This window comes from Streptomyces sp. NBC_00620 (assembly GCF_026341825.1).
Lineage (GTDB): Bacteria > Actinomycetota > Actinomycetes > Streptomycetales > Streptomycetaceae > Streptomyces.
Genome location: NZ_JAPENY010000001.1, coordinates 1,486,282 through 1,513,253 on the forward strand (window position 1 = coordinate 1,486,282; position 26,972 = coordinate 1,513,253).

Genomic DNA, 26,972 nt, shown 5'->3' on the forward strand with positions numbered 1-26,972 from the left:
CCGGCACCAGCCGTACGTCTTCTTACTGAAGGGCCCCGCCGCGAGGTGGGGCCCTTCACGTATCGCCGGGTCGTGCGCTGGAAATGACCTGACGGCGTCGCGTCGCCGTTGCACAGTGGTCGCATGCAGAACAAGGGGCTCGACGCCCAGGGCTACATCGCGCCCGAGGGCGCCCTCGGGCGCGTCCCGCGGGAGTTCCGGCCCGTGGTGGCCATGGCGCGGGACCGGGTCCTCGACGTCTTCGGGGCGCGGCTCGACAGCGCGTACCTCTACGGGTCGATTCCGCGCGGCACCGCGCGCGTGGGGCGCAGCGATCTCGATCTGCTGCTCGTGCTGCGCGAGGAGCCCACCGAGGAGGACCGTGCGGACGCCCGCTCCCTCGACGAGGCGCTGGACAAGGAATTCGCGCAGATCGACGGGTCCGGAACGCTCCTGGTCAGCCGTACGCGGCTGCTGAGCGACCTGGAGAGGTACGACCTCGGCTGGTTCGTCGCCTGCCTCTGTACGCGCCTCCTTGGCGAGGATCTGGCCGAGTACCTGCCGCGCTACCGCCCCGACTCCCTCCTCGCCCGCGAGACGAACGGCGAGCTCGCACTGTTCCTGCCGCGCTGGCGCGAGCGGATCGCCGGTGCCGCCGACACGGAGGAGGCCCGGCGCCCGCTGGTGCGCTACATGTCACGCCATCTCGTACGGACCGGGTTCACGCTCGTCATGCCGCGCTGGAACGGCTGGACCAGCGACCTGCGGGAGATGGCCGAGGCGTTCGCCGTGTACTACCCGGAGCGGGCCGACGAGATGCGGGCAGCGGCCGTCCTCGGCTACGAGCCCAGCGGCGACCTAGCCGTCCTGCGGTCGTACGTCGACGACCTCGGGCCGTGGCTCGCCGAGGAGTACGCGCGCGTGCACGGCGTGAAGGCCCCGAGGCCCGACCAGCCGCAGGGGGCCTAGATGAGGCCGTGCTCCCGCAGGTAGTCCAGCTGAGCGCGGACCGACAGTTCGGCCGCGGGCCACAGGGAGCGGTCCACGTCCGCGTACACGTGGGCGACGACCTCGGACGGGGACCGGTGGCCGTTCTCGACCGCCGTCTCGATCTGGGCGAGGCGGTGGGCGCGGTGGGCGAGGTAAAACTCGACGGCGCCCTGGGCGTCTTCGAGGACGGGTCCGTGGCCCGGCAGGACGGTGTGGACGCCGTCGTCCACCGCGAGTGACCTCAGGCGCCTCAGGGAGTCCAGATAGTCGCCCAGACGGCCGTCGGGATGGGCCACCAGGGTCGTACCGCGGCCGAGGACGGTGTCCCCGGTCAGGACGGCCTGATCGGCCGGGAGATGGAAGCACAGCGAGTCGGAGGTGTGGCCGGGAGTGGACACCACACGCAGCTCCAGGCCGCCGGTGGTGATCACCTCCCCCGCGCCGAGCCCCTCGTCCCCGAGCCGCAGCGCCGGATCCAGCGCCCGCACCTTCGTGCCCGTCAGCCCGGCGAACCGCACGGCGCCCTCGGCGTGGTCGGGGTGCCCGTGCGTGAGCAGCGTCAGCGCGATCCGCTTGCCGGCCTTCTCGGCCGTGTCCACGACATTCCGCAGGTGTACGTCGTCCAGGGGCCCCGGGTCGATCACCACCGCGAGCTCGGAGTCCGGCTCGGCCAGGATCCAGGTGTTCGTGCCGTCCAGGGTCATCGCGGAGGCGTTGGGTGCCAGGACGTTGACGGCTCGCGGGGTGGCGGGGCCGGAGAGCACCCCGCCTCGCGGCTGGCCGGGGAGGGCTGCTGCGTCGGTCATGCGGAGGCTCCACCGTTCGGGATGTGCTTGGTGAACTCGTCGTGGCCCGGCCAGGAGAGGACCACTTCACCGTTCTCCAGACGGGCCTTCGCCAGTACGGGGGTCAGGTCGCGGTCGGGTGCGGCGGCGAGGGCGTCGGCGGCGGTGTCGTACGCGGTGAGCTGGCGCAGGGTCGCGACGGTCGGCGGCATCATCAGCAGCTCGCCCTTGTCGTACGAGGCTGCCGCGTCCGCCGGGTTGATCCACACCGTGCGGTCGGCCTCCGTGGAGGCGTTGCGGGTGCGCTGGCCCTCCGGGAGGGCGGCCACGAAGAACCACGTGTCGTAGCGGCGGGTCTCGAACTCCGGGGTGATCCAGCGGGCCCAGGCGCCCAGGAGGTCCGACCTGAGGACGAGTCCCCGGCGGTCCAGGAACTCAGCGAAGGAGAAGTCGCGGGCGACCAGGGCGGCGCGGTCCGCCTCCCACTCGTCGCCCGTGGTGTCGCCGACGACCGTGTCCGGGATGGGGCCCGCGAGGAGGACGCCCGCCTCCTCGTACGTCTCGCGGACCGCGGCGCAGACGATCGCCTGGGCGGAGGTCTCGTCGCCGCCCAGCCTTTTCGCCCACCACGCGCGCGTGGGGCCCGCCCAGCGGATGTGGTGCTCGTCGTCGCGCGGGTCGACGCCGCCGCCGGGATACGCGTACGCGCCTCCTGCGAAGGCCATGGAGGCGCGTCTGCGCAGCATGTGCACGGTGGGGGCGGTCGGCCCGTCCTTGAGCAGCATCACCGTGGCCGCCCGCTTCGGGGCGACCGGTGTGAGGGTGCCCTCCGCGAGTGCGCGGATGCGGTCGGGCCACTCCGGGGGGAACCACTGCCCATTCGCCATGGGCGGAGGCTATCCCGAGCCGGGCGGATGTTCGAGTGGCCGCCCTTGGGGATCCCTCTGCCCGGCGGCGGGGGCGGGACCGAGAGTTTTTTCGCCCCCTCCGCCCCTGCCCATCCCGCACCTGGGGGCTCCGCCCCCAGACCCCCGATCGCCCGAAGGGCTCGTCCTCAAACGCCGGACGGGCTGGAGAGCTCCACCATGATCTCGACCTCGACCGGCGCGTCCAGCGGGAGGACCGCGACGCCGACCGCGCTTCGGGCGTGGACGCCCTTGTCGCCAAGGACGGCGCCGAGGAGTTCGCTGGCTCCGTTGAGGACGGCGGGCTGGCCGGTGAAGTCGGAGGCGGAGGCGACGAAGCCGGTGACCTTCACGACACGCGCGATGCGGTCCAGGTCGCCCGCGACGGACTTGACCGCGGCGAGCGCGTTCAGGGCGCAGGTGCGGGCCAGGTCCCTGGCTTCCTCGGGCGTGACCTCCGCGCCCACCTTGCCGGTGAGCGGAAGCTTGCCTTCCACGATCGGGAGCTGGCCCGCGGTGTAGACGTACACGCCGGACTGCACGGCAGGCTGGTACGCGGCCAGCGGCGGGACGACCTCGGGCAGTGTCAGCCCGAGTTCCGCCAGCTTGGCCTCGATGGCGCCACTCATGCCTTCTCCCGCTTCAGGTAGGCCACCAACTGCTCGGGGTTGTTCGGCCCGGGCACGACCTGGACGAGCTCCCAGCCGTCCTCGCCCCAGGTGTCCAGAATCTGCTTCGTGGCATGGACGAGCAGAGGCACGGTTGCGTATTCCCACTTGGTCATGTCGCCGACTGTAGCCGTTGCCGGGCACGGCCTTTCGCGGGTGTCGCCCAAGGCCTCGCGCACACGTTGTCCACAGCCTCCTGCGTAGTACGGCGGCCGACTGGTTAGGCTCGAATACGTGAGCAGGCTCCAGGTCGTCAGCGGCAAGGGCGGTACCGGCAAGACCACGGTAGCCGCCGCCCTCGCGCTCGCCCTCGCCACGGAGGGCAAGCGCGCCCTTCTCGTCGAGGTCGAGGGCAGGCAGGGCATCGCGCAGCTCTTCGAGACAGAAGCGCTGCCCTACGGGGAGCGGAAAATCGCCGTCGCTCCCGGGGGCGGGGAGGTGTACGCCCTCGCCATCGACCCCGAACTGGCCCTTCTGGACTACCTCCAGATGTTCTACAAGCTGGGCGGCGCCGGCCGCGCCCTGAAAAAACTCGGCGCCATCGACTTCGCGACGACCATCGCGCCGGGTCTGCGGGACGTGCTCCTGACCGGCAAGGCGTGCGAGGCCGTACGCCGCAAGGACAAGAGCGGGCGGTTCGCGTACGACTACGTGGTCATGGACGCGCCGCCGACAGGGCGCATCACCCGCTTCCTGAACGTCAACGACGAGGTGGCGGGCCTCGCGAAGATCGGCCCGATACACAATCAGGCACAGGCCGTCATGCGGGTCCTCAAGTCCAAGGAGACGGCCGTTCACCTGGTGGCGCTCCTGGAGGAGATGCCCGTACAGGAGACCGCGGACGGCATCGCCGAACTGCGGGCCGCGAAGCTGCCGGTCGGGCGGATCATCGTGAACATGGTGCGACCCGCGCTGCTCGACGACGCCGATCTGGAACTCACGGCCGCCGCTCCCCGTACCGCCATCGCCAAGTCGCTCTCCGCGGCCGGACTCGGCGGCGCCCGGCGTGGCGGACTCGCCGAGCGGCTGGTGGACCCGCTGCTGGAGCAGGCCGCCGAGTACGCCGAGCGGCACACCCTGGAGCGCGAGCAGCGGGCGGTGCTCACGGAACAGGGCCTGCCGCTGCACGAACTCCCTTTGCTCGCCGAGGGAATGGATCTGGCGGGCCTGTACCAACTGGCCAAGGAACTGCGTCAGCAAGGGATCTCATGAGTTCGGACCCGGCCCGCGCACAGGAATCCGCCCGCGCACGCGACTCCGCCCACGCGCACGACTCCACCCGTGCACTGGGAAACGCACGCCTCCTGGACGTCGATCCGCTGATCGACGACCCGAAGACCCGCATCGTGGTGTGCTGCGGCTCGGGCGGCGTCGGCAAGACGACCACGGCGGCGGCGCTGGGGCTGCGCGCCGCCGAGCGCGGCCGCAAGGTCGTCGTGCTCACCATCGACCCGGCGCGCCGCCTCGCCCAGTCCATGGGCATCGACTCCCTGGACAACACCCCACGCCGGGTGAAGGGCGTCGAGGGGGACGGCGAACTGCACGCCATGATGCTCGACATGAAGCGCACCTTCGACGAGATCGTCGAGGCGCACGCGGACCGCGAGCGGGCGGCGGCGATCCTCAACAACCCCTTCTACCAGTCGCTTTCGGCGGGCTTCGCGGGCACGCAGGAGTACATGGCGATGGAGAAGCTGGGGCAGCTGCGGGCGCGGGAGGAATGGGACCTCATCGTCGTCGACACGCCGCCGTCCCGCTCGGCCCTGGACTTCCTGGACGCACCCAAGCGGCTCGGGTCCTTCCTGGACGGACGGCTGATCCGGCTGCTGACGGCGCCGGCGAAGCTGGGCGGCCGGGCGGGAATGAAGTTCCTGAACGTCGGGATGTCGCTGATGACCGGCACCCTGGGGAAGCTGCTCGGCGGGCAACTCCTCAAGGACGTACAGACCTTCGTGTCCGCGATGGACACGACCTTCGGCGGGTTCCGTACGCGCGCGGACGCCACGTACAAGCTGCTCCAGGCGCCCGGCACGGCGTTCCTGGTGGTGGCGGCCCCGGAGCGGGACGCGCTGCGCGAGGCCGCGTACTTCGTGGAGCGGCTGGCCGCCGAGGACATGCCGTTCGCCGGTCTGGTGCTCAACCGGGTGCACGGCAGCGGCGCCGCTCAGCTGTCGGCCGAGCGGGCACTCGCCGCCGCGGAAAACCTCGGACCCGATGCCGCGGCGGACCGTGATCTGGAAGCCGCGGAAAATCTTGCCGAGGCCCGCATTGTGGATCAGGGGGACGGGAAGGCTGGACTTCGTAACTCTCCCGACACGTACGACAGTTCAGAATCTCCCGCTTCCGAGGCACCAGCTCCCGACGCCGCCGACGATCCCGACGAAGGCTCCCCCGCCACCACGGACAGGACCGCCGCCACGAACGGGAATCGGGCCACAGACACCGGCCGGACCGTCGAACAGCTCACCGCAGGCCTGTTGAGGCTGCACGCCGAGCGCATGCAGCTGCTCTCCCGCGAGCAGCGCACGCGTGACCGCTTCACCGCCCTCCACCCCGAGGTGGCGGTGGCCGAAGTGGCGGCGCTGCCCGGCGACGTGCACGACCTGGCAGGGCTGCGGGACATCGGGAACCGGCTCGCGGCCGGTAGGCCGGAGCTGCCCGAAACCGGCGCCTGACGCGGCGCCTTCCATGACCTGCGTGGTCATTGCGAGGCCATGGTCTGCGGGGCCGTGACAGGCACAGCCGTGACATGCACAGCCGTGGCCATGGCCTACAGGGACTGCTGCGGGGACTGAGGGAAACGCCCTCAGCCCACCGCCAAGTAGCGCTCGTACACCTCTTCCTCATCAAGAGGCAGCAGGCCCGCACCGCGCTCGTACTCCGTACGCGCGGTCTCGAGCAGATGACGCCAAGAGGTGACGGTGGGGCGCCGGCGCAACAATGCGCGGCGCTCCCGCTCGGTCATGCCACCCCACACGCCGAATTCGACGCGGTTGTCGAGCGCATCGGCGAGGCACTCCGTGCGCACCGGACATCCGGTGCACACTGCCTTCGCCCGGTTCTGCGCTGCTCCTTGAACGAACAGTTCATCCGGATCGGTAGTGCGGCAGGCCGCCTGCGCACTCCAGTCGGTTACCCAGCCCATACCGGCGCCGTCCTCTCCCGAATCGAGGCTCCCCCACGGCGGCAGCGGCATATTCACCGCCGCCAGTTGAGGACGTTACGGAAGGTGGGCACAGCGCAACACCCCCTTCGGGCCCAATCTTGAATGGCCCGAACGGACTATGCGTAAGCGGCAGATCACCCGGGGGAGTGACCTGAGGACATACGTGAGTATCCCGGCAAACCGGGACAGTTCAGTTGAGTCACAACGGACGCCGGGTGACACACAAGGCGGATTCGGACACGCCCCCAACAAAAATTAGGGAACCTCCGGAACGATTCGGGGTCGCCGGACGTATTGATACGTAGCCGCACTGCTGTGACAGTTGAGAGCAGCTTAGGCCAAGGCCTATACGCGTGTCCGGCGATTGAGAACGTAGACAGCTCGCGTTGCCATGCCGTCAAGTTCTCGGGATGAGGCCTCCGAACACGGCGCGGTCGTAGAGCCGCTGGTGCCACAGTGAGCATCTGGACCGCGCACCCGGTCTACGTTGAGGCGTAGCCCGCCCGGCTGCCCTTGGATGTCACGGTCTGGTACTCGAACATCCCGAGAACCACCTGCCCCTCGGGACGCCCGTAATTAGGGATTAGGCTGCCCTCATGCCAAAGAAGCGCTCGGGCGGTGGTCTGTCGCCATTCCAGCAGGCCGCCAAGTTCCTCGGTGTCAGCGTGCTCGCGGGGGCGGTCATGGCGGGAATCGCGCTGCCCGCGGCGGGCGCGCTCGGACTCGCGGCCAAGGGTTCGGTCCAGAGTTTCGACGAGATTCCGGACAGCCTGAAGAGTCCGCAGCTGAGTCAGCGCACCACGATCCTGGACAGCGAGGGCGGCCAGATCGCCACGGTCTACTCGCGTGACCGGACCGTGGTCGCCCTGAAGGACATCTCGCCGTACATGCAGAAGGCGATCGTCGCGATCGAGGACTCGCGCTTCTACGAGCACGGCGCGATCGACCTGAAGGGTGTCCTGCGCGCCCTGAACCAGAACGCGCAGAGCGGCGGAGTGTCCCAGGGCGCCTCCACCCTCACGCAGCAGCTCGTGAAGAACTACTTCGTCGAAGAGGCCGGCGACGACCCGACGAAGGTCGCCCAGGCCACCCAGCAGACCCTCGGCCGCAAGATCCGCGAGCTCAAGTACGCGATCCAGCTCGAGGAGAAGCTCGGCAAGAAGAAGATCCTCGAGAACTACCTGAACATCACGTTCTTCGGGGAGCAGGCGTACGGCATCGAGGCAGCGGCCCAGCGCTACTTCTCCAAGCCCGCCAAGAAGCTGAACCTCCAGGAGTCGGCGCTGCTCGCGGGCATCGTCCAGTCGCCCAGCCGGTACGACCCGGTCAACGACGAGGCGGAGGCGACCAAGCGCCGCAACACCGTCCTGCAGCGCATGGCCGAGACGAACGACATCTCGCAGGCGGAAGCCAACAAGGCCATGAAGACGCCGCTCGGCCTGAAGGTCAGCAAGCCGAACAACGGCTGCATCACGGCGGTCGAAGGCGCGGCCTTCTTCTGCAAGTACGTGGAGAAGGTCTTCCTCAGCGACCCGGTCTTCGGCGAGACCAAGGAGGAGCGGGCGAAGATCTGGAACCAGGGCGGCCTGACGATCCGTACGACGCTCGACCCGCAGGCACAGGAATCGGTGCAGGCCTCGCTCAAGGACCACGTCAACCAGACGGACAAGGTCACCGCGGCGGCCACCCTGGTCGAACCGGGCACGGGCAAGATCGTCGGCATGGGCCAGGCGACGCCGTACGGCTACGGCAAGAACGAGACCGAGTACAACTACTCGGTCAACTACGCCATGGGCGGCTCGAACTTCGGCTTCCCGACCGGTTCGACGTTCAAGCCGTTCGTGGCCGCGGCCGCCCTGGAGGAGGGCCGGCCCGCGACCCAGGAGTACGCGTCGCCGTACGAGATGGACTACCCGAGCCCCGTCCAGAGGTGTGGCACCGATCCGTACGTCAACACGCAGGGCGACACGGTGGAGAACGAGGCCGAGTCCGAGGTCGGGCCGTACCAGCTGAAGGAGGCGATGGCCAAGTCGGTCAACACCTACTTCGTGCAGATGATCTCCGACATCGGCCTGTGCCCCGTGGTCAACATGACCGACAAGCTGCACGTCACGCAGGGCAACGGCGAAAAGCTGCCGGAGAGCCCGTCCATCGCCCTCGGCGCGGTGGGCCTCTCGCCGCTGACGATGGCCACCGCGTACGCCTCCTTCGCCGCCCGGGGCATGTACTGCACCCCGGTCGCCATCGAGTCGATCACGCAGAAGGTCGGCGACAAGCAGAAGTCCCTCGACGTGCCGAAGTCCACCTGCTCGCGGGCGATGTCCGAGAAGACCGCGGACACCGTCAACACCCTCCTGAGCGGCGTGATCGACTCCGGTACGGGTCAGGCCGCCGGTCTCACCGACCGCGCCAACGCCGGTAAGACGGGTACGACCGACTCCCGCAAGAACGCCTGGTTCGTCGGCTACACGCCGAACCTCGCCGGCGCGGTCTGGGTCGGCAGCGCCACGCAGAAGGTCGAGATGGAGAACATCACGATCGGCGGCGTCTGGCACGACAAGGTCTACGGCGGCCAGGTGCCGGGTCCCATCTGGAAGGACGCGATGACCGGCGCCCTCGACGGCAAGGACTCCCCGTCCTTCAACCTCGTCAACATCCCCGATCCCCAGAAGGACAAGGACAAGGGCAATGACGACGGGGACAACGGGGACGACGACAACGGGAACGGCAACAACGGCGGTCTGATCGACGGCGGCCTCACGACCGGGGGCACCACCACCGGCGGCACCACGCCGACGCCCACCATCTCCCTCCCTGAGGGCTTCATCCAGGGGCAGGGCGATGGTGGCAACGGGAACGGTGGGCGGGACGGCTAGTTCCTCCAGCTCCTCCGGTTCCTCCGGGAACCAGGTGCTGCCTGCTTGAAGTCTGATGTCGATACGCCGGTGGGGGCGCCCCTTGTGACAAGGGGCGCCCCCACCGGCGTACGGGTGGACGGGTCGTTCGGCTGCCTGTTCAGCCGTCCGTATCGCCGTCCGTTCAGCTGCCCGCGAGGAGTTGCTTGACGAGGGCGGAGACGCGGCCGCCCTCCGCCAGGCCGGCCACCTTCGGGTTCACGATCTTCATGACCTGGCCGATCGCACGCGGCCCCTCGGCGCCCGCCGACTTCGCCTCCTCGACGGCCTGGGCGACGATGGCGTTCAGCTCCTCGTCGCTGAGCTGCTTGGGCAGGTACGTGGCGAGGATCTCGCCCTCTGCCTTCTCCCGCTCGGCCGACTCGGGGCGCCCGCCCTTCGCGAAGGCGTCCGCGGCCTCGCGGCGCTTCTTCGCCTCGCGGGTGATCACCTTCTGCACTTCTTCGTCGGAGAGTTCACGCTTGGTCTTGCCCGCGACCTCCTCGTTGGTGATCGCGGAGAGGGTCAGCCGGAGCGTCGAGGAGCGGAGCTCGTCGCGCTCCTTGATGGCGGCGTTGAGGTCTTCCTTGAGCTTCGACTTAAGGGTGGTCATGCCGTCGATTGTCGCAGGTGTGGGGAGACGGTCGCCTGCTGATTTCGGGGGTGCTCGTCGTGCGTCCGAGGTTGTCCACAGGCGGGCACGGCGAGTTGCCGGGGTCTGACACGATGGGCGTATGCGCGCGCGATACGGAGTACCCCTGGGAATCACGGCGGTCGGCGCCGCCGGTCTGTTGTACGCGGCGGGTTTCGAGGCCCGCTCCTTCCGGCTGCGACGGGTGACGGTGCCGGTGCTGCCGCCCGGCATGCGGCCGTTGCGCGTTCTCCAGGTCTCCGACATCCACATGGTGAGAGGCCAGCGCAAGAAGCAGCGCTGGCTGCGCTCGCTGGCCGGCCTGCGCCCCGACTTCGTCATCAACACCGGGGACAACCTCTCCGACCCGGAGGGCGTGCCCGAGGTACTGGACGCGCTGGGTCCGCTGATGGAGTTCCCGGGGGCGTACGTCTTCGGGTCGAACGACTACTACGGCCCCACACTCCGCAACCCCGCCCGGTACTTGTTCGAGAAGGCCCAGGGCAAGCACGGTCTGAACGGCAACAAGCCGGTCGTCGGCGCCGTCCACAACCCGTGGGAGGAGCTGCGCGACGGCTTCGACACGGCGGGCTGGCTGAATCTGACGAACACCCGCGGTGAGCTGAAGATCGAGGGCGCCTCCGTGGAGCTGACCGGCCTCGACGACCCCCACATCAAGCGGGACCGGTACGCCCGTGTGGCCGGCGGCCCCTCGGAGTCGGCCGACTTCTCGATGGGCGTGGTCCACGCCCCGTACCTGCGCGCGCTCGACGCGTTCGCCGCGGACGGCTACCCGCTGATACTGGCCGGCCACACCCACGGCGGCCAGATCTGCCTCCCCTTCTACGGCGCCTTCGTCACCAACTGCGACCTGGACACGGATCGAGTGAAGGGCCTGTCCACGCATACGGCGGAGGGGCGGACGTCGTACATGCATGTGTCGGCGGGGTGTGGGGCCAGCCGGTACACGCCGGTGCGGTTCGCTTGCCCGCCCGAGGCTTCGTTGTTGACGTTGGTGGCGCGGGGGTAGTGGGCCGCAACCCACGCGGGTGACCCGTATCGCCCGATTTGTCGATCCGTCCTAGCGTGGGGCCATGATCGCCCCGATACCCAAGGACATACCCGACCTCCCCGCGATACCGGGTATGCCCGCGCCGCCTCCCTCCATCGTCCCCGCGACGGCTGTGGTGGCCCCCTCGCGCCGTCGGCCGGCGGCGGCATTCCGCATCCTGGTCGCCCTCGCGGCGGCGGCGGGCGTGGCCATCGACCTGACCCTGAGCAGCCCGGCCCGCGTGCTCAGCTACTTCACGATCCAGAGCAGCCTGCTCGTGGCGGTGGTCTTCGCCGCCTCGGCCCGGCGGGCGTGGGCGGCCCGCCGGCCACTGCCCGGCGCGGTGACGGGCGGCACCCTGCTCTACATCTCGATCACGGGCCTGGTCTACCACCTGATCCTGGCGAACCAGTCCGGTGTCTTCTCCATGACGGGGGACGTCGCCCCGCCCACCGGCTGGCAGGCGGTGGCCAACAACCTCCTCCACACGGTGGTACCGATCGCGGCCGCGGCCGACTGGCTCCTGCTCACCCGCCCCGCCCCGCTGGCCTTCCGCCACGCGGCGACCTGGCTCCTCTATCCCCTCGCGTACCTGGCCTTCTCCCTGGCCCGCGGCGCGATGATGTCGCCGGGCACCCCGGCGCGCTACCTCTACCCCTTCGTGGACGTCGACCAGCACGGCTACCCCGGCGTCCTCGCCAACGCACTCCTCCTCGGCCTCGCCTTCTACGCCCTCGCCCTCCTCCTCGTCGCCCTCGACCACATCCGCCCCGACCCGGTCCGCCGCCGCGTCAGACGCCCCGAAAACCGGATTTCGTCTCCGGCCACCGGTGGGCTAAAGTAAACGACGTCGCCGCCAAGGCAGCGACAATCGGGGTGTAGCGCAGCTTGGCAGCGCGCTTCGTTCGGGACGAAGAGGTCGTGGGTTCAAATCCCGCCACCCCGACAGCTTTAGCACCAGGTCAGGCCTGGTTTCCGGAGACGGGAACCGGGCCTGATGTGTTTTCCGGGGCCATCTCGGGGGGGTGAGCCGGGTGTGGTCGCTGCTCGCGCCCGACCGGCGTATGCCGGTCCCCTCGCCCCGAAACATGCCGCACCGTTCGGTACCGGTCCCTCCCCACGTGGGGACCGGTACCGAACGGTGCGGGCGGAGTCGGTCCGTGCCGTATGCCGTACCGGCGCGGATCGAGTGGATCAGGGGCGGATCGGGTGGGTCTAGGAGGAGCCGGACCCTTGTCGGTGCGATGGCGGTCGCGGTTCGGGTCGGCTCCGCGGATCTCTACAGGGCCTCGCTACGGGGCCGTCGCCGCCGTTTCGGCACTTCAGTGGAAGTTGACCGAAAACGCAGCGTCATGAGTTGGCCTCCGAGCGCTGAGCTGGTGGTTTGGCCGGGCGTCGCGCGGTTGGTTCGCTACTGGGGCGTGATCCTGCCAGTTGTGGGTCGCGCGGAGGAGGTTCCGGAGCCGGAGGAACGGCTTAGCCGCAGGTCAGCCGTATAAGGTGAGTTTTCCGGTCCGGATGTCCAGGTGCGGTGGAAGTAAGGGGTGGAGGCCTTGAGTTCCGACTCAGGGGCACGCATTGCCTTCGCGGAGCGTCTCGCGCTGCTCTACAAGGAGGCCGGCAATCCTCCCCTCAGTCGCGTGGCCGAGGCGGTCGTACGGCTGCATCGGGTCGATGAGCGCGGGCGGCCCGTTCGGGTGTCCGCCCAGCGGATCAGCGACTGGCGACGGGCCAGGAACGTACCTGCCCAGTTCGCCGCGCTCGCGGCGGTGCTGCAGATCCTGATACCCGATGCGCGGCGCCTGCGGCCCGTGCCGGTGTCCCCTGGCCTGTACGACCCGGTCCAGTGGCAGCGCCTCTGGGAGCGAGCGGTGGCCGTCCCCGTCGCCGACCGCGCCCCGGCGTCCGCGGAAGCGGAGGAACACACCGCGGTCGAGGCCCCGGCCGTGTGCCCGTACCGGGGGCTGGCTTCCTACCGTCAGCAGGACGCCCGGTGGTTCTTCGGCCGTGAGCGGAGCACGGACGCTCTCATCGCTCAGCTCGACGCGGCGGAGAAGACCGGCGGCCTTGTCATGCTCGTGGGCGCCTCGGGGGCGGGCAAGTCGTCTCTGCTGAACGCCGGTCTGGTGCCCGCGCTGCGGAACGGGGCCCGGGGGGACGACGACAGCCGGGCAAGGGTGGTTCTGCAGCTCGTGCCGGGCGGCGATCCGCTCGCGGAGCTGACCCGGCGGATCCCTGAACTCGCGCAGGTCCTCTCCACCGCGAGGGACGAGGAGGACGGGGAGGAGCACCCGGCCAAGGACCCCTGTACTCCGCGTTTCGCGCACGAGGTGCGGATGGCCGTCAGCGCGTGGGCCCGGCGCGAGGCTTCCTCCGCCGACCCTCCGGTCGTCATCGTGGACCAGTTCGAGGAGGCGTTCACCCTCTGCTCCGACGAGGCGCAGCGGCGCACCTTCATCCAGCTCCTGCACGCCGCGTGCTCACCCGCCGCCCCCGCGGACGCCGGTGTCCCAGTCGACCCGGCCCCCGTGCTCGTGGTCCTGGGCATACGCGCCGACTTCTACGAGCAGTGTCTCGGGTATCCGGAACTGGCCGACGCGCTCCAGCACCGGCACATGGTGCTCGGGCCGCTGGCCACCGCGGAGCTGCGCGAGGCGGTGACCGGGCCGGCCAAGGCCGTGGGTCTTGAACTGGAGCCGGGGCTTGCGGAGCTGATCGTCCGGGAGCTGAGTGCCGACGGCCCGCGTGGGGCGCACGACGCGGGGGTGCTGCCGCTGCTGTCCCACGCCCTGCTCGCCACCTGGCAGCGGCGGAAGGCGGGCAGGCTGACGCTGGCCGGCTACCGCGCGGCGGGCGGGATCCAGGGGGCGGTGGCGGCGACCGCCGAGCAGGCCTGGTCCGGCCTCGATCCGGCGGCGCGTACGGCCGCGAGGCTGCTCCTGCTCCGGCTGGTCAGGCTGGGCGAGGACACGCAGGCCACCCGGCGGCGGGGGACGCGGCGCCAGCTGGCGGAGGAGTCGACGGACCCCGGCAAGACGGAGGAATCGCTCGAGGCGCTGGTTCGCGCCCGGCTGGTGACGCTCGACGCGGAGACCGTGGAGATCACCCATGAAGCGCTGCTGCACGCCTGGCCGCGCCTGCGCGACTGGATCGGCGAGGACAAGAACAGCAACCTGCTGCGCCAGCAACTGGAGGATGACGGCAGGGCCTGGGAGGGCTCGAACCGCGACACGTCACTCCTCTACCGGGGTTCCCGTCTGGAGCAGGCCCGTGGCTGGGCGAAAACCGCCGGGAACACCTTCCTGACCCGGAGCGCGGTGGAGTTCCTGGCCGCTTCGGTCAGGCTGCGCAAACGCACGGTCTGGATCTTCCGCGGCGCGGTGTCGGCCCTGGTCGTGCTGGCGATGCTGGCCGTCGGTTCAGCAGTGGTCGCGTGGCAGCAGCGGAACGACGCGGTGTTCGAGCAGGTGATCGCCGAAGCCGATCGCGTCCAGTACACGGACCCGTCGTTGTCGGCTCAACTCGACCTGGTGGCCCACCGCTTGCGGCCGGACGACGAGGGCGCGAACAACCGGCTGATCTCGATCGTGAACGCGCCGCTGGCCACACCGCTCCTCGGGCACACCGGCGCCGTGTACCTCACCTCGTTCAGCCCGAGCGGACTGATCCTGGCCACCGCCAGCTACGACAGGACCGTGCGGCTGTGGGACGTATCGGACCGGACTCGGCCCAAACCGCTGGGCAAACCCCTCACCGGCCACACGAGTTGGGTGAGCAGCGCGGTCTTCAGCCCCGACGGCAGCACTCTCGCCACCGCTGCCGACGACGGCACGATCCGGCTGTGGGACGTGCGGGAGCCCGGCCGCCCGCGCCCGCTCGGCACGCCCCTGACCGGCCATGACGGCACGATCTACCTGATCACCTTCAGCCCGGACGGACACACTCTGGCGTCCGCGAGCGAAGACCACACCCTCGGTCTGTGGGACGTGCGCGATCCGAGCCGGCCGAAGAAGCTCGGCGCTCTGACCGGTCACACCGACGCCGTACGCTCCGTGGCGTTCAGCCCCGACGGACGGACGGTGGCGGCCGGGGGCGACGACAACACGGTCAGGTTGTGGAACACCGCCGATCCGCGTCATCCGGTGCGGATCGGCACGGTGCTGACCGGCCACACGAGCCTGGTGCACTCCGTGGCCTTCAGCCCCGACGGACGTACCCTCGCCAGCGGCAGCGCGGACAACACCGTCCGGCTGTGGGACGTCGCCGACCCCCGTCACGCGAAACCGCTCGGCGCGCCGCTCACCGGCCACACCGGTCCCATCTGGTCGGTGGCCTTCAGCCCTGACGGAACCATGCTCGCCGCGGCCAGCCAGGACAGTACGGCGAGTCTGTGGAACGTCAGCGATCCGGCGTACCCCTCGCAGGTCGGCGAGCCGCTCGCGGGGAGCAGCGGTGAGATGTACGCCCTGGGATTCAGCCCCGACGGACGGACCCTGGCCACCGGGAGCGGCGACAACACGGTCCGCCTGTGGTCGATACCGACATCGGACATGATCGGCCGCATCGGAGCGTTCCGCCCGGACGGGAAGGTGCTCGCCACGGCCGCGCGCGACGAGAAGGTCCGGCTGTGGAACGTGGAGGATCCCGACCGGCCCGTGTCGCTGGGTGATCCGTTCATGCCCGGGGAGGGTGAGCTGCGTGAGCCGGTCTTCTCCCCCGACGGCCGCATACTCGCGGTGGTGACCGGAGACCGCGCGGTACAGCTGTGGAACGTCAGCGACCCGTCCCGGCCCGTCGCCTACGGAGAGCCCGTCGCCCTGCGGACACGGTTCGCGGCCGCGCTGACCTTCAGCCCGGACGGGCGCACGATGGCGACCGCCTATGACGACCGCACCATCCAGTTGTGGAACGTCAGTGACCCGTCCCACCCGGTCCGGCTCGGCGCGCCCCTGACCGGCCACAAGGGGTACGTCAACTCCCTCGCCTTCAGCCCGGACGGCCGTACGTTGGCCAGCGGCAGCGCGGACGTCACCATCCGGCTCTGGAACGTGGCCGACCCACGCCACGCGACACTGCTCGGCGCACCCCTCACGGGCCATCTGGGGCCCATCAACGCGCTCGTCTACAGCCCGGACGGCCGTACGTTGGCCAGTGGCAGCGACGACAACACGGTCCGCCTCTGGGACGTGACCGACTCCTCCAAGGACAGGGCGCCCCGGATGGAGTCCACGCTCACGGGCCACACCGAATCGGTGGTGTCGCTGACCTTCAGCCAGGACGGCACCAGGCTGGCGAGCGGCGGGAACGACAACACGGTCCGGCTCTGGGACGTCACCGTGCCGTCCAAGGCCACCCCGATCGGCCAGTCGATGAGCCCCAATGCCAAAACAGGTAATTTCCTTTCGTTCAATGCCAAGAGCCACACACTCGGTGTATCCAGCGGGGCCGACACCGTCCGGCTCTGGAACCTCGACGTCGACGAGGCCATTCGCCGTATCTGCTCGACCACTCGGGGTGTTCTGACACCGGAGAAATGGCACGAGTATCTGCCCCGGCTCTCGTACGAGTCTCCGTGCGACCAGTAGCGGAGGCCCGCGACCGGCGGCGGAACCCGGCGCCGGCCACCGGCCCGGGTCACGCACCGCCGTACGTGATCCCGATCACAACGCCTCAACGCGGCTGAGCAGTGGCCTCCCGCCGCCCCGGCAGCCTTGTTACGCTTGGGTTGGACCCGATCGCTGGTGCATCCCCCGTCTCCAGCGGTCGGGTTCTTGCATGCCCTGCGGCACCGGACCGGCTCCTTCACAGCCGCCTCCCCACTCGTCAAGACCTCTTTAGGAGTCGTAGGCTGAGGCCCCCCGCGACGGATCGGTGAGCGGCTGTGCCAAAGGCGTACGAGGTGATCGCGGACGACCTGCGCCGGTCCATCCGTGAAGGCAGGCGCAAGCCCGGCGACAGGCTGCCGTCGGAAACGGACCTGGCGGGCCACTACAAGAGAAGCGTGCCCACCGTTCAGAACGCGCTCCGGGTTCTGCACGAGGAAGGCCTGATCGACAAGCAGCACGGCCGCGGCAACTTCGTCCGGCTCCCCCGGACGATGGCGCGGCGCGCGAACTCCCGGCACCAGTGGGAGAAGGGCCGGGTGCGCGAGCCGGTGGCGGAGCGGGCGCAGACCGGGGCCACCGAACACGACACCGGCCTCGTACTGGACGACCTCGTCTTCCACGCGTCCTACCGCGAGATCGAGGCGCCCCAGGACATCGCCGAGGCCATGGGCGTCCCCGAAGGGACCGCGCTGCTCGAACGCACCTACCGGACGCGCTACGCCGCCGAGACCGCACCCTTCAACCTGGTGACCTCCTACCTCGTCCGCGACATGATCGCGGGGAATCCCGATCTCCTGGACGAGACCAAGGAGCCGTGGCCCGGGGGCTCGCAGAACCAGCTCTACACCGTCGGCATCGAGCTGGACCGCGTCGAGGAACGCGTCACTGCCCGGCCGCCGACACCGGAGGAGGCGGACGAACTGGAACTGCCGCGCGGCACGTCCGTGCTCGTCCTGCGCAAGACCTCCCACGACCTCGACAACCGCGTCGTGGACCTCTCCGACATCATCCTGCCCGGCGATCGCACCGAGCTGCTCTTCACCACTCCACTGGAAAGGTGGTGAGTGCTGCCGTGAGCCGGCGCATCATCATCGTCACTGCCGTCCACGGGCCCTCGGCCCACTTCCTGACGGAGGCCTACAAGTCGCTGTGCGAGCAAGTGCTTCCGGACGGCTGGGAGTGGCACTGGGTGATCCAGGAGGACGGGAGGACGGACACCGTCGCCCCGCACGTGCCCGAGGACGAGCGCGTGACCTTCCGCCAGGGCCGGCCCGGGGGGCCGGGCGTCGCCCGTACCATCGCCCTCGCCCAGGCCGACGGCGAGTACGTCAAGGTGCTGGACGCCGACGACCAGCTCGCTCCGGGTGCGCTCGCCCGCGACCTGGCCGCCCTCGAAGCGGACCGCACCATCGGCTGGGCGACCTCCCGGGTGCTGGACTTTCTGCCCGACGGTTCCACCGCCGGCTTCCCGGGCGACCCCGACAACGGGCCCGTCGAGCGCGGTGCCGTGCTCGACTTCTGGAAGGCGAACGGCTTCCGCGCCCAGGTGCACCCCGCGACGCTCTTCGTACGACGTGACCTGGTGCTCGCCCTCGGCGGCTGGATGGCGCTGCCCGCATCCGAGGACACCGGTCTCCTGCTCGCACTGAACGCGGTCAGCCGCGGGTGGTTCTCGGCGGAGGTCGGACTTCTCTACCGGAAGTGGGAAGGGCAGGCGACGGGGCAGGCCTCGCACGTCGATCCGGCCGAACGGGAAGCCCGTATGGCCGTGGTGGAGGCCAGGGCCGGGGCGTTGGCCTCGTTCGGCTGGCGCTTCCCCGTCTCCGACTGACCCGAGCTCCACAGCGGGCGGTTCACCGCCTTCAGAGCAGCGCCTCGACATCCAGCCTGGAGAAGATCAGGTCGCTCTCGCCGAGCAGGGGCCCGCGCCAGCGCATCGGAACACGGTGCGCTCGCTTGAGTGCGGGCGGGTAGCTCCCCGGGGCGTAGTCGTTCTCCATCCGGAAGACGTGGAAGCCGGCGCCCGTCATCGTCTTCATCAACTCATCGGCGGAGTCGCCGAGTTGGGCCATCCGGTCGGGCGTGACCTCGATGCAGATCTCGGCGTCCGGCCGGAGCTTGTCCAGCATGGGCGCCAGGCCGCGGACGACCTTTCCCTCCGCGCCTTCCACATCGATCTTGATCACCCGGGCGTTGGCGATCTCCGAGGGGTCGAGCAGCTCGGGCAGCGGGAGCGCCTCGATCTCGAACGTGGATTCCGCCGGGCCGTCGTAGGGAACGATGCTGTTCGCCCCCATGTTGCGCGAGCTCGCCAGCACGAATGTCAGTGTCTGGCGGCTGTCCGACACCGCGGAGTTGACCGCGCGGAGGTTGCCGCAGTCGTTGAGCCGGGCCTCCTGCAACAGCCGCTGATGGAACACGGGCGAGGCCTCGATCGCCACCACCTGGCCCTCATCGCCGACGAGTTGTGAGGCCAGCACGCTGAACACGCCGATGTTGGCTCCGACGTCGATGAAACCGTCCCCCGGCCTCAAGCGGCTCTGGAGGAAGTTCGTCATGTGCGGCTCCCACACGCCGAACAGGTACAGGTAGCGCTGGATCAGGTCCTGGGTGTCGACGGCGAACCGGGCGCCGGATCGCGTCTCGACGACCCGCCGGCGCGGGTGCTCCCTCAGATGGGCGTTCAGAAGACGCGTGGCCAGCAGCGCCTTTCCGAACGAGCCCGGGGCCGCACGGACGTACCGGCGCCCGAGGGTGACCAAAGCCTCCGAAACAGCCGCTGAAACAGCCCCTGAAATGGGATCACGCATCCGCTCGCCTCTCCGCCGGGTCCAGCGGAAACCGTAGCGCGCCGGTCCTTCCGGGGCGCACTGGAGCCGGAGAAGCCAGGCCCTCCGGCGCTACTCGGCGATGGGCGCTACTCGGCGATGACGATGGCCTGGGACGGACACCAGTCGGCCGCCTCCCGCACCCGTGGATCGTCTCCGCTGTCCTCCTGGCCCGGCAGGACGGTGCCGTATCCGGAGTCCGCCAGGGCGAAGACGGAGGGGACCCGGTGGGCGCAGTCACCGGAGCCGTAACACACGTCGCGGTCGACGGAGACCTTCATTCGCACTCCAGTTGGCAAGAGGGCGCCGTCCCTCGGAGCGGGCCGACGAGCCGGCCGGAATCCAGGAGACTTCCGGCTTTCCCACTTGACTGCCCGCCGGACAATCACCTGAACCGATGGCGCCTCTGACGTCTACTTGCCCTGGTCGGAGACGTCTACTTGCCCTGGTCAAACGGGAGTTGCAGCATCCGGATGGCGTTCCCCCGCAACAGCTTGTACGTCACCTCTTCGGAGAGACCGGCCACGTGGTCCGCCGCCACCTCCTTCGTGTGCGGCCAAGTCGAGTCGACGTGCGGGTAGTCCGTCTCGAAGGTCGCGTTGTCAACGCCGACGGTCTCGATCGACGCGATGCCGTGCTTGTCCCGGAAGAAGCAGCAGAAGATCTGCCGGTAGTAGTACGTCGAGGGCGGCTCCGGGATCAGATCCTTCACGCCGCCCCACGCCCGGTGCTCCTCCCACACGTCGTCGGCGCGCTCCAGGGCGTACGGGATCCAGCCCATCTGCCCTTCGCTGTACGCCAGTTTGAGGCGCGGGAACTTCACCAGGACCCCGGAGAAGAGGAAGTCCATCATCGACGCCATCGCGTTGTTGAAGCTCAGCGAGGCCTGTACGGCCGGTGGTGCGTCCGGCGAGGCCGCGGGCATCTGCGACGAGGAGCCGATGTGCATGTTGACCACGGTCCCGGTCTCCTCGCACACCGCGAAGAACGGGTCCCAGTAGCCGGAGTGGATGGACGGCAGCCCCAGGTACGTCGGGATCTCGCTGAAGGTCACCGCCCGCACGCCACGAGCCGCGTTGCGCCTGATCTCCGCGACGGCGAGGTCGATGTCCCACAGCGGGATCAGGCACAGCGGGATGAGCCGCCCTCCGCTGTCGCCGCACCACTCCTCGACCATCCAGTCGTTGTAGGCGCGGACGCACGCGAGCGCGACCTCCTTGTCCTTGGCCTCCGCGAAGGTCTGCCCGCAGAACCGCGGGAAGGTCGGGAAGCAGAGCGAGGCCTCCACATGGTTGAGGTCCATGTCCTCCAGGCGCGCCTTCGGGTCCCAGCAGCCACGCCGCATCTGCTCGCGCGTGATGCCGTCGAGGGTCATCTCGTCCCGCGAGAAACCGACGGCCGCGATGATGCGCTTGTACGGGAAGACCTCGCCCTCGTACCTCCACCAGTCGGTGATCTGGCCCTTCGGGTCCGTGGTGAACCGGTACTTCCCGCCGATGTACTGGAGGTTACCGATACCGGCGGTGAAGGGCTGCGGACCCTTGTCGCGGTACTTGCTCGGGAGCCATGTCTCGAAGAGGTGCGCGGGCTCGATCACGTGATCGTCCACGCTGATGACCCTGGGAAGATCCCCGGTGCCGCTCTCGGTACTGACCACGCCCAACCCCCTGCTGCCTGCCGGTTCTCCGGCCCCTGCCCGACGCCATATCTGACGATCCATCAGATTCAGGCTAGGGGACCACTCCCCCGACAGCAAGAGCAAGCACCCCTTCCACCCCTTGCGATCTCGAACCGAGTCCGCTCAACTGACGATCCATCAGATAGAGGGAATTCCGGGGAGGGACGTCGGAGATGCAGACGACATGGCTCAGCGGTGCCGAGTGGTTCGCGGTCCTGCGCATAGGCGTCGGCCTGTGGTGGCTGGAGAGCTGGCGTCACAAGGACAAGAAGGACTGGTTCACGGGCGGCGGCATCAAGTGGGCGGGGGGAATCGCCGCCAAGCACCGATGGCCCTTCGTACGGCTCGGCTTCGACCGCGTGGTCGCGCCGAGGCCTCGCCTGATGGCGTACGTCGTCGCCTACGCGGAACTGGCCCTCGGCCTCGGTCTGATCGCCGGCTTCCTGACGCCGATCGCCCTCGTCGGCGGCCTCCTGCTCAACCTGATCTACCTCGTGCTGATGATCCACGACTGGGCCGAGCAGGGACAGAACCTCATGATGGCCCTGATCTCCGCCGTCGCACTCTTCGCCATGAGCTGGCAGGTGTGGTCCCTCGACAACGCGCTGGGGCTCTTCAACTAGGGGGCTGTCACTGGCACTTCGGCAACTCGCGGACCAACGGCCGCCCACCCTCGTAAGATCATCCAGTCGTTTTCGGAAGGCATGACTGGGGGACGAGTTGAGCACCGGCGAGCAGTTCGTGACCATCGCCGCAGTACTGCTCGGTGCGTTGATGACACACGTCACCAACTACCTGATGGAGAGAAGCCGGAACCGCTACCAGCTCCTCACGCGGTGGGACGACAAGAAGATCGACGCGTACGGGGACTACGTGGACGCCGTGAAGGCGAGGATCGCCACGGCCGTCCGGCTGTACGAGGTCCGGGAGGGCCTGGCCGAGAGCGAGAGGTCCGAGCACGAGCTGCGTGAGGATCTCTCGGAGGCAAGCCGCGTATGGGGTGGCTCCTTCGAGCGCGTCATGCTTCTCGGCGGCGACGACGCCATCGAGGAGGGGCACGAACTGAACGTGCTGGTCGCGGAGATCGTCTGGCAGGCGACCGGGAAGATCGACGGAAGCCTCGACGACTGGCGCCGACGCAACCGAACCGCGTTCCGCGCCATCAACGCCTTCCACGAGGCCGCCCGGCAGGACCTCGGGATCCGGGGAAGCGTCACCGGCGAGAAGCATCCCGAGCGGGACCTCCTGCTGCCGCCCTCCCGTCAGGCGCCCGCCGACGGCTGACGGCGCTCCGTGCGCGGGCCTGAACCGGCCGCACGGCTCTGGTCTCTTCGCGCCGTACCTGCCATCCTGCCGCGCACTGTCGTCCCGACGGAGGAGGCGGAGATGAGCGACCCGAAGGGCAACGAGCCCGAGCAGACGCTCAGGACGAGTCACGCCGCACGCACCCGAAGTGCCGCGTCCCGGGCCGCCGCGATCTGCCACTACATCGAGCGGCACGGCTCCGCCGAGAAACACGAAGCCGGAACGGCGGAGGACGGAACGGCGGAGGACGGAACAGCGGAAGGCGGAACGGCAGCCAGCGGACCGGCGGAAGGCGGGGCGGCAGCCGGCGGAACGGCAGAAGTCGGACCGGCGGCGAAAGAGATCGCCTGGAAGGCCGCCCACGCAGCCCGCGTCGCCGCTCAGGCCTTCGCCGTCCTCTCTGAGAGCGCCCCCGCGCCCGCGGCGGACTCGCGCTGTGCCAGGAACGCCGCCGCCTCCGCCGCTCAGGCCGCCCAGATGGGCCAACTCCACGACGGCGACGGCGAGCTGGCCGTGGCCGCTTGCCGCGCCGCTGTCCACGCGTCCCGGGCCGCCGCGGAGGCCGCCGGAGCCCAAGGCCTGGGCGTGAACGAGACGTTGAACGCCAGTGCGGACGCGGCCGAGGCAGCCGCCGTCGCCGCCGCCGAGGAGGCGGGCTGGATGCGGCCGGGCCAGGACCTTCCCCAGGTGTCCACGGGCGTGCGAAGCCCGGAGATCATGTCGATGCTGCACCTGTGACCAGTACCTCACCGGTGTGTGACGGATACATCTGACGGGTACCGCCTTCCCGCCACGGCGTTTCTTTCCGATCATCCGAATCGTTGGTCCGGGCGAATCCGCCCCTCAACTGCCCTACCCGCATCCCAGGGGCATGCGATCGGAGAGCCCCGTGCGAATGACCGACATCCAGCGTTGCGAGATCCGGCCCGGATGTCTCGTGGAGTGGACGCTGCATCCGAGGACCGTCGAGGCCGCGGCCGGCCTGCCGGAGGATTCCCGGCCACCGGCGTATGTGCAGGAGTCCCATGTGCGGACGGCCCGATCGGTGCGGGACGACGGGCTGTTCGTGCCCACCTGGCTGGGCACGGCGTTCGACATCCCGGGGCAGGTCGACCTCGACGTGCTGCAACACGCCTTGCGGGACTGGACACTTCGGCACGAGACGCTGCGCAGCGGTTTCCGGTGGAGCGGTGACGAGATGCGCCGGTTCACGCTGGACGCCGACGCGGTCGTGCTGCACCGCGAGGACGTCGGCGACTTCGCCGAAGCGGCCACGCTGACCCGGTATCTGCAGGACCGTTTCGACGTCGCGGCGGACGCGCTCAGCTGGCCGAACTTCATCTACACGGCGGTCGTCCGGGAGGACGGCGCGAGTGTCTACATGGCGTTCGACCACAGCAACGTCGACGCGTACTCGCTCCACCGCATCGCCGCCGAGATCCACGAGCTCTACGAAGCGGGCCTCGAAGGCCGCGCCGTCGCCACGGCACCCATCGCCAGCTACGTCGACTTCTGCGCGATCGAGCGTGCGCAGGCCGACGAGATCGACGACACGCACGCGATCGTCGCCCGCTGGCGGGAGTTCATCGCCCAGTGCGACGGGAAGCTGCCGGGCTTCCCCGTCGACCTCGGCCTCGAACCCGAAGGTCCGCTGCCCGCCCAGAAGTTGATGCACGAGATGCTCGTGGACGACGCGGACGCGGCCGCCTTCGAGGCGTACTGCAGGCCGTACGGCGGAAGCCTGGTCGGCATCCTCGCGGCCACCGCCCTCATCGTCCGCGAGATCGGCGGGCAGGAGGTGTACCGCACCGTCGTGCCGTTCCACACCAGGGCGAAGTCCAAGTGGTCGGACTCGATGGGCTGGTACGTGGGCGGCGCGCCGATCGAGATTCCGGTGGCCCGGGCGGCGGATTTCGACAGCGCGCTGGGGATGGTCCGCGCCGCACTGCGCGAGGGCCGGCCGCTGTCGCGGATGCCCATCGCCCGCGTACTGCGGCTGCTGGGCTCCGACTTCCGGCCCACCTCACCCGACCTGTACTCGATCGTCTCGCTCGTCGACACGCGCGACACCCCGGGGTCGGAGCGGTGGCAGGACCTGAAGGCGTACGGGCTGATCCGGATCTCGTACGGCGACCAGGTGTGCGCCTGGGTCACCCGGCTCCACGAGGGCCTGCAGTTCGCCAGCCGCTATCCGGACACGGACATCGCGTACAAGAACATGCGGCTGTACGCCGAGGGGCTGCGCGAACGCATCCGGTCGGTCGCGCGGGACCGCGAAGAGGCCCTGGCCGGGCGTGCCCGGGCTTGAGAGGCGGGGACGGGCAGCAGCCTCTCAAGCCCGGGGTGGCCGGCGGGGTACCTACGTCACAGGCCGGCCGCGTCCACCACGGCCCCCAGGTCGACGAACTTGAAGCCCGTCGCCGTACGCGTGCCGCCCTCCCCGTCCGGCACCTCCGGGGTCTCCTGACCGTCCTGCACGACGAGCAGGCCACGCGGATAACGCTTGCCCAGCGGGGCGTTCAGGATGGCGGCGCCGTCGCACTCCTCGACGCTGTCGAGGTTCTCCGAGGCGGCACCGACGCGGAAGCCGCCCTCGTAGGCGTTGCCCTTACGAACGTCACGGTCGTACAGCGCGAAGGTGTTGTCGCCCTGGCTGGAGGCGAGCAGGTATCCGGCGCCGCCCCGCTGCTGGAGCAGGGTCAGGCCCTCGACGTCGGCCGACAGGCGCTTGCCGCCGTAGCCGGGGTCCGCGCCAAGCACGCACTCCTCGGTCGCCTCGTCGTAGACGCCGGGGACGCCGAACTCCTTGGTCCTGTCGACCAGGACCGGCTTGCCGGTGAGGTCGGCGCGCAGCCGCCAGATGCCGATGTCCTCCTGGCCGGCGTAGAGCGTGCCGGTGGCCGGGTCGACGACCATGCCTTCGACCTGCGGGAGTTCGCCGGGCTCGGCGCACGCGCTCCACGACGTGCCGTCGGGCAGCCGGAAGGAGGAGGGCAGGTCCAGGGTGCGCACCTTGCGGTAGCCGACCTTGCCGCCCGCCGCCGGAACCAGCTCGAGCAGCGCGAGCCGAGTCCGCTCGCGCTGACTCACCAGGGCGTACGTCCGTCCGGTCGCCTTGTTCGTCCAGGTGGCCAGGCCGTACGCGGTCCGCTGGTCGTTGATCTCGCTCTGGTCGGCGGAGAACACGGGCGCGGCCGCCGGGTCGGTGACATCGGTCAAGGGGCCGCCCGGGCGGGACGGGTCGATGCGGTAGATGCGGAGGCGGTCGTTGCCCCGGTCGGTCACCACCGCCACGTCGGTGCGGCCGGCGGAGGTGCGCAGGCCGGAGACGAGGTCGACGTTGTTGAAGCGGCCCGGGGCGTCGTCCTCGGCGGGCGGCTTCGGGGCGGACAGCGACTGCACCAGGCGGGCGCCCAGGTCGTAGACCTTCAGTCCGCCTTCCTTGGCGGTGGCCACGACAAGGCTGCGCCCGGGGTCGGCGGCGTTCCGCCAGATCGCCGGGTCGTCCGCGTCGGAGTTGCCGCCCGCCTCGTCGTCGTACAGCGCGGCGGCCTCACTGGTGGCGGTCACCACCGGCAGACCGGACGTGCCCGCCCCCGCGGGGGACGTCGCGAGGAGGCTGACGAGTGCGGTGCCCAGGGCGAGGGCCGCGGCTCTCCGTGGGGTGCGGTGCGCTCTCACAAGCGTTTCCTTACTGTCGGGACGCATCGACCACATGTCGAGGTCATGCCGATGGTGCGGGGAGAAGCTTGCGCCCAGAGGTCCGTCAACTGTCCATGCCGTCATGGGGAGTTCGGCAGTACGTCAGCGGAAGTTCGCCTGAGTTTGTCGCGCCGGGTCGCCCGAGCCCTGGTGAACGGGCCTGCGGGGGCGGCCCGTCGGTGGGCGAGCGGCCGTGCGGGGCGGCCTGTCGGGTGGGCGAGGGGTCTCGTACGGTGATGATCGGCTCCCCTGCGAAAGGTCTCCCCCGGTGACAGTCAACGCCCCGCGCCAGCGGTCCCGTACGGTCGCCGTCGGGGCCGCCGTGTCCCGCCCCTGCACCCTGGTCGTCTGCCGGGGGTGCTGCTGCGGCAACCCGCGGAAGTACCCGGCCGACGACCACACCTGGCAGCTGGAGCGGCTGCGCGCCGGGGCCGAGGCGTCCGGGGGACGGTTCGCCGTGCGGACCTCGGACTGTCTCGGGCCGTGCGACCAGGCCAATGTCGTCGTCGTACAGCCCTCGGGGGCCGGGCGGCGCGGCGGTGGGCAGGTGACCTGGATCGGGTTCGCGATGGGGGACGACTGCACCGAGGAACTCATCGAGTGGGCGGCCGCCGGTGGGCCGGGGATCGCGCAACCGCCGGCCACGCTGGAGTTGCAGTTCGTCCGGCCGCCGCGGGAGGCACGGGCGCGGGCGCGCCGGTGAAATATGCGGACAGCGACGGTAGTTGGGCGGCGGTGTACGAAGATGCGTACCTCACGCACCGCACCCCTCAGGCGACAGGAG

General features: G+C 69.8%; 23 protein-coding genes, 1 tRNA gene and 1 pseudogene. 15 read left to right on the plus strand and 10 right to left on the minus strand.

Features of this window, described 5'->3' with window-relative positions; translation table 11 throughout:
- The first annotated feature begins 123 nt into the window (after positions 1-123).
- Positions 124-948, plus strand: coding sequence for a nucleotidyltransferase domain-containing protein (locus tag OG246_RS06800; RefSeq protein WP_266457327.1), 825 nt, complete (start codon positions 124-126; stop codon positions 946-948).
- On the opposite strand, the gene OG246_RS06805 is transcribed toward OG246_RS06800, so the two are convergent.
- The 4 genes from OG246_RS06805 to OG246_RS06820 all read right to left on the minus strand — a co-directional run bounded on the left by OG246_RS06805 (position 945) and on the right by OG246_RS06820 (position 3,443).
- Positions 945-1,775, minus strand: a complete 831-nt coding sequence (locus OG246_RS06805; protein WP_266457331.1) for an MBL fold metallo-hydrolase — start codon at positions 1,773-1,775, stop codon at positions 945-947. The genes OG246_RS06800 and OG246_RS06805 overlap by 4 nt on opposite strands.
- Positions 1,772-2,641 (minus strand): NUDIX hydrolase, encoded by an 870-nt coding sequence (locus OG246_RS06810; RefSeq protein ID WP_266457332.1) that lies wholly within the window; start codon positions 2,639-2,641, stop codon positions 1,772-1,774. Before OG246_RS06810 ends, OG246_RS06805 begins: the two co-directional genes overlap by 4 nt.
- Positions 2,642-2,808: 167 nt before the next feature.
- A complete protein-coding gene (locus OG246_RS06815; protein WP_266457333.1) occupies positions 2,809-3,288 on the minus strand; it encodes a RidA family protein in 480 nt (159 codons plus the stop codon).
- Positions 3,285-3,443 (minus strand): DUF4177 domain-containing protein, encoded by a 159-nt coding sequence (locus tag OG246_RS06820; RefSeq protein WP_003967454.1) that lies wholly within the window; start codon positions 3,441-3,443, stop codon positions 3,285-3,287. Before OG246_RS06820 ends, OG246_RS06815 begins: the two co-directional genes overlap by 4 nt.
- 118 nt (positions 3,444-3,561) lie before the next feature.
- Here OG246_RS06820 and OG246_RS06825 point away from each other — a divergent pair, with 118 nt between their 5' ends.
- Together OG246_RS06825 and OG246_RS06830 are read left to right on the plus strand one after the other, a co-directional pair.
- A complete protein-coding gene (locus OG246_RS06825; RefSeq protein ID WP_266457335.1) occupies positions 3,562-4,539 on the plus strand; it encodes an ArsA-related P-loop ATPase in 978 nt (325 codons plus the stop codon).
- Positions 4,536-6,002 (plus strand): ArsA family ATPase, encoded by a 1,467-nt coding sequence (locus OG246_RS06830; protein WP_266457338.1) that lies wholly within the window; start codon positions 4,536-4,538, stop codon positions 6,000-6,002. The genes OG246_RS06825 and OG246_RS06830 overlap by 4 nt, the downstream gene beginning before the upstream one ends.
- A 131-nt stretch (positions 6,003-6,133) precedes the next feature.
- Here OG246_RS06830 and OG246_RS06835 read toward each other — a convergent pair whose 3' ends face one another.
- Positions 6,134-6,472: a WhiB family transcriptional regulator gene (locus tag OG246_RS06835; RefSeq protein WP_266463939.1), complete on the minus strand. Its 339-nt coding sequence runs from the start codon at positions 6,470-6,472 to the stop codon at positions 6,134-6,136.
- Between the two features lie 617 nt (positions 6,473-7,089).
- On the opposite strand from OG246_RS06835, the gene OG246_RS06840 reads away from it, so the two are divergent.
- Complete coding sequence (locus OG246_RS06840) at positions 7,090-9,369, plus strand: transglycosylase domain-containing protein (protein WP_266457341.1); 2,280 nt, start codon at positions 7,090-7,092, stop codon at positions 9,367-9,369.
- Between the two features lie 163 nt (positions 9,370-9,532).
- On the opposite strand, the gene OG246_RS06845 is transcribed toward OG246_RS06840, so the two are convergent.
- Positions 9,533-10,000 (minus strand): GatB/YqeY domain-containing protein, encoded by a 468-nt coding sequence (locus OG246_RS06845; RefSeq protein WP_266457343.1) that lies wholly within the window; start codon positions 9,998-10,000, stop codon positions 9,533-9,535.
- Positions 10,001-10,121: 121 nt separating this feature from the next.
- On the opposite strand from OG246_RS06845, the gene OG246_RS06850 reads away from it, so the two are divergent.
- From OG246_RS06850 to OG246_RS06875, 6 genes and pseudogenes are all read left to right on the plus strand, one after another.
- Entirely contained in the window at positions 10,122-11,048 is a 927-nt protein-coding gene (locus OG246_RS06850; protein WP_266457346.1) for a metallophosphoesterase, read from the plus strand.
- Between the two features lie 64 nt (positions 11,049-11,112).
- Positions 11,113-11,908, plus strand: a pseudogene (locus OG246_RS06855) (Pr6Pr family membrane protein).
- Positions 11,909-11,941: 33 nt separating this feature from the next.
- Positions 11,942-12,015: transfer RNA gene (locus tag OG246_RS06860), tRNA-Pro, on the plus strand.
- A 598-nt stretch (positions 12,016-12,613) separates the two neighbouring features.
- Positions 12,614-16,654: an AAA family ATPase gene (locus OG246_RS06865; RefSeq protein WP_266457348.1), complete on the plus strand. Its 4,041-nt coding sequence runs from the start codon at positions 12,614-12,616 to the stop codon at positions 16,652-16,654.
- Positions 16,655-16,950: 296 nt separating this feature from the next.
- On the plus strand, positions 16,951-17,739 hold the full coding sequence (locus OG246_RS06870) for a GntR family transcriptional regulator (RefSeq protein WP_266457351.1): 789 nt from the start codon (positions 16,951-16,953) through the stop codon (positions 17,737-17,739).
- Between the two features lie 8 nt (positions 17,740-17,747).
- The gene (locus OG246_RS06875; RefSeq protein WP_266457354.1) at positions 17,748-18,506 is read left to right on the plus strand and encodes a glycosyltransferase family 2 protein; all 759 of its coding nucleotides are present in this window, start codon (positions 17,748-17,750) and stop codon (positions 18,504-18,506) included.
- Between the two features lie 31 nt (positions 18,507-18,537).
- On the opposite strand, the gene OG246_RS06880 is transcribed toward OG246_RS06875, so the two are convergent.
- The 3 genes from OG246_RS06880 to OG246_RS06890 form a co-directional block, all read right to left on the minus strand.
- Positions 18,538-19,485, minus strand: a complete 948-nt coding sequence (locus OG246_RS06880) for an FkbM family methyltransferase (protein ID WP_266457357.1) — start codon at positions 19,483-19,485, stop codon at positions 18,538-18,540.
- Positions 19,486-19,592: 107 nt separating this feature from the next.
- On the minus strand, positions 19,593-19,784 hold the full coding sequence (locus OG246_RS06885) for a ferredoxin (RefSeq protein ID WP_266457360.1): 192 nt from the start codon (positions 19,782-19,784) through the stop codon (positions 19,593-19,595).
- 155 nt (positions 19,785-19,939) lie between these two features.
- On the minus strand, positions 19,940-21,160 hold the full coding sequence (locus OG246_RS06890) for an amidohydrolase family protein (RefSeq protein WP_266457363.1): 1,221 nt from the start codon (positions 21,158-21,160) through the stop codon (positions 19,940-19,942).
- A 194-nt stretch (positions 21,161-21,354) separates the two neighbouring features.
- Here OG246_RS06890 and OG246_RS06895 point away from each other — a divergent pair, with 194 nt between their 5' ends.
- The 4 genes from OG246_RS06895 to OG246_RS06910 all read left to right on the plus strand — a co-directional run bounded on the left by OG246_RS06895 (position 21,355) and on the right by OG246_RS06910 (position 24,794).
- Positions 21,355-21,804 (plus strand): DoxX family membrane protein, encoded by a 450-nt coding sequence (locus OG246_RS06895; RefSeq protein WP_266457365.1) that lies wholly within the window; start codon positions 21,355-21,357, stop codon positions 21,802-21,804.
- A 97-nt stretch (positions 21,805-21,901) separates the two neighbouring features.
- Complete coding sequence (locus tag OG246_RS06900) at positions 21,902-22,465, plus strand: hypothetical protein (protein ID WP_266457367.1); 564 nt, start codon at positions 21,902-21,904, stop codon at positions 22,463-22,465.
- A gap of 102 nt (positions 22,466-22,567) precedes the next feature.
- On the plus strand, positions 22,568-23,224 hold the full coding sequence (locus OG246_RS06905; RefSeq protein ID WP_266457370.1) for a hypothetical protein: 657 nt from the start codon (positions 22,568-22,570) through the stop codon (positions 23,222-23,224).
- A gap of 157 nt (positions 23,225-23,381) precedes the next feature.
- Positions 23,382-24,794, plus strand: coding sequence for a condensation domain-containing protein (locus tag OG246_RS06910; RefSeq protein WP_266457373.1), 1,413 nt, complete (start codon positions 23,382-23,384; stop codon positions 24,792-24,794).
- A 56-nt stretch (positions 24,795-24,850) separates the two neighbouring features.
- Here OG246_RS06910 and OG246_RS06915 read toward each other — a convergent pair whose 3' ends face one another.
- Positions 24,851-26,167, minus strand: coding sequence for a phytase (locus OG246_RS06915; protein WP_266457375.1), 1,317 nt, complete (start codon positions 26,165-26,167; stop codon positions 24,851-24,853).
- 289 nt (positions 26,168-26,456) lie between these two features.
- On the opposite strand from OG246_RS06915, the gene OG246_RS06920 reads away from it, so the two are divergent.
- Positions 26,457-26,891, plus strand: coding sequence for a (2Fe-2S) ferredoxin domain-containing protein (locus tag OG246_RS06920; RefSeq protein ID WP_266457377.1), 435 nt, complete (start codon positions 26,457-26,459; stop codon positions 26,889-26,891).
- The last annotated feature ends 81 nt before the right edge of the window (positions 26,892-26,972 follow it).

Bases quoted from the DNA above. Each gene is read 5' to 3' on its own strand.
- OG246_RS06800 (WP_266457327.1), top strand. From the start codon at position 124: ATGCAGAACAAGGGGCTCGACGCCCAGGGCTACATCGCGCCCGAGGGC.
- OG246_RS06805 (WP_266457331.1), bottom strand. From the start codon at position 1,775: ATGACCGACGCAGCAGCCCTCCCCGGCCAGCCGCGAGGCGGGGTGCTC.
- OG246_RS06810 (WP_266457332.1), bottom strand. From the start codon at position 2,641: ATGGCGAATGGGCAGTGGTTCCCCCCGGAGTGGCCCGACCGCATCCGC.
- OG246_RS06815 (WP_266457333.1), bottom strand. From the start codon at position 3,288: ATGAGTGGCGCCATCGAGGCCAAGCTGGCGGAACTCGGGCTGACACTG.
- OG246_RS06820 (WP_003967454.1), bottom strand. From the start codon at position 3,443: ATGACCAAGTGGGAATACGCAACCGTGCCTCTGCTCGTCCATGCCACG.
- OG246_RS06830 (WP_266457338.1), top strand. From the start codon at position 4,536: ATGAGTTCGGACCCGGCCCGCGCACAGGAATCCGCCCGCGCACGCGAC.
- OG246_RS06835 (WP_266463939.1), bottom strand. From the start codon at position 6,472: ATGGGCTGGGTAACCGACTGGAGTGCGCAGGCGGCCTGCCGCACTACC.
- OG246_RS06840 (WP_266457341.1), top strand. From the start codon at position 7,090: ATGCCAAAGAAGCGCTCGGGCGGTGGTCTGTCGCCATTCCAGCAGGCC.
- OG246_RS06845 (WP_266457343.1), bottom strand. From the start codon at position 10,000: ATGACCACCCTTAAGTCGAAGCTCAAGGAAGACCTCAACGCCGCCATC.
- OG246_RS06850 (WP_266457346.1), top strand. From the start codon at position 10,122: ATGCGCGCGCGATACGGAGTACCCCTGGGAATCACGGCGGTCGGCGCC.
- OG246_RS06880 (WP_266457357.1), bottom strand. From the start codon at position 19,485: ATGCGTGATCCCATTTCAGGGGCTGTTTCAGCGGCTGTTTCGGAGGCT.
- OG246_RS06885 (WP_266457360.1), bottom strand. From the start codon at position 19,784: ATGAAGGTCTCCGTCGACCGCGACGTGTGTTACGGCTCCGGTGACTGC.
- OG246_RS06895 (WP_266457365.1), top strand. From the start codon at position 21,355: ATGCAGACGACATGGCTCAGCGGTGCCGAGTGGTTCGCGGTCCTGCGC.
- OG246_RS06905 (WP_266457370.1), top strand. From the start codon at position 22,568: ATGAGCGACCCGAAGGGCAACGAGCCCGAGCAGACGCTCAGGACGAGT.
- OG246_RS06910 (WP_266457373.1), top strand. From the start codon at position 23,382: ATGACCGACATCCAGCGTTGCGAGATCCGGCCCGGATGTCTCGTGGAG.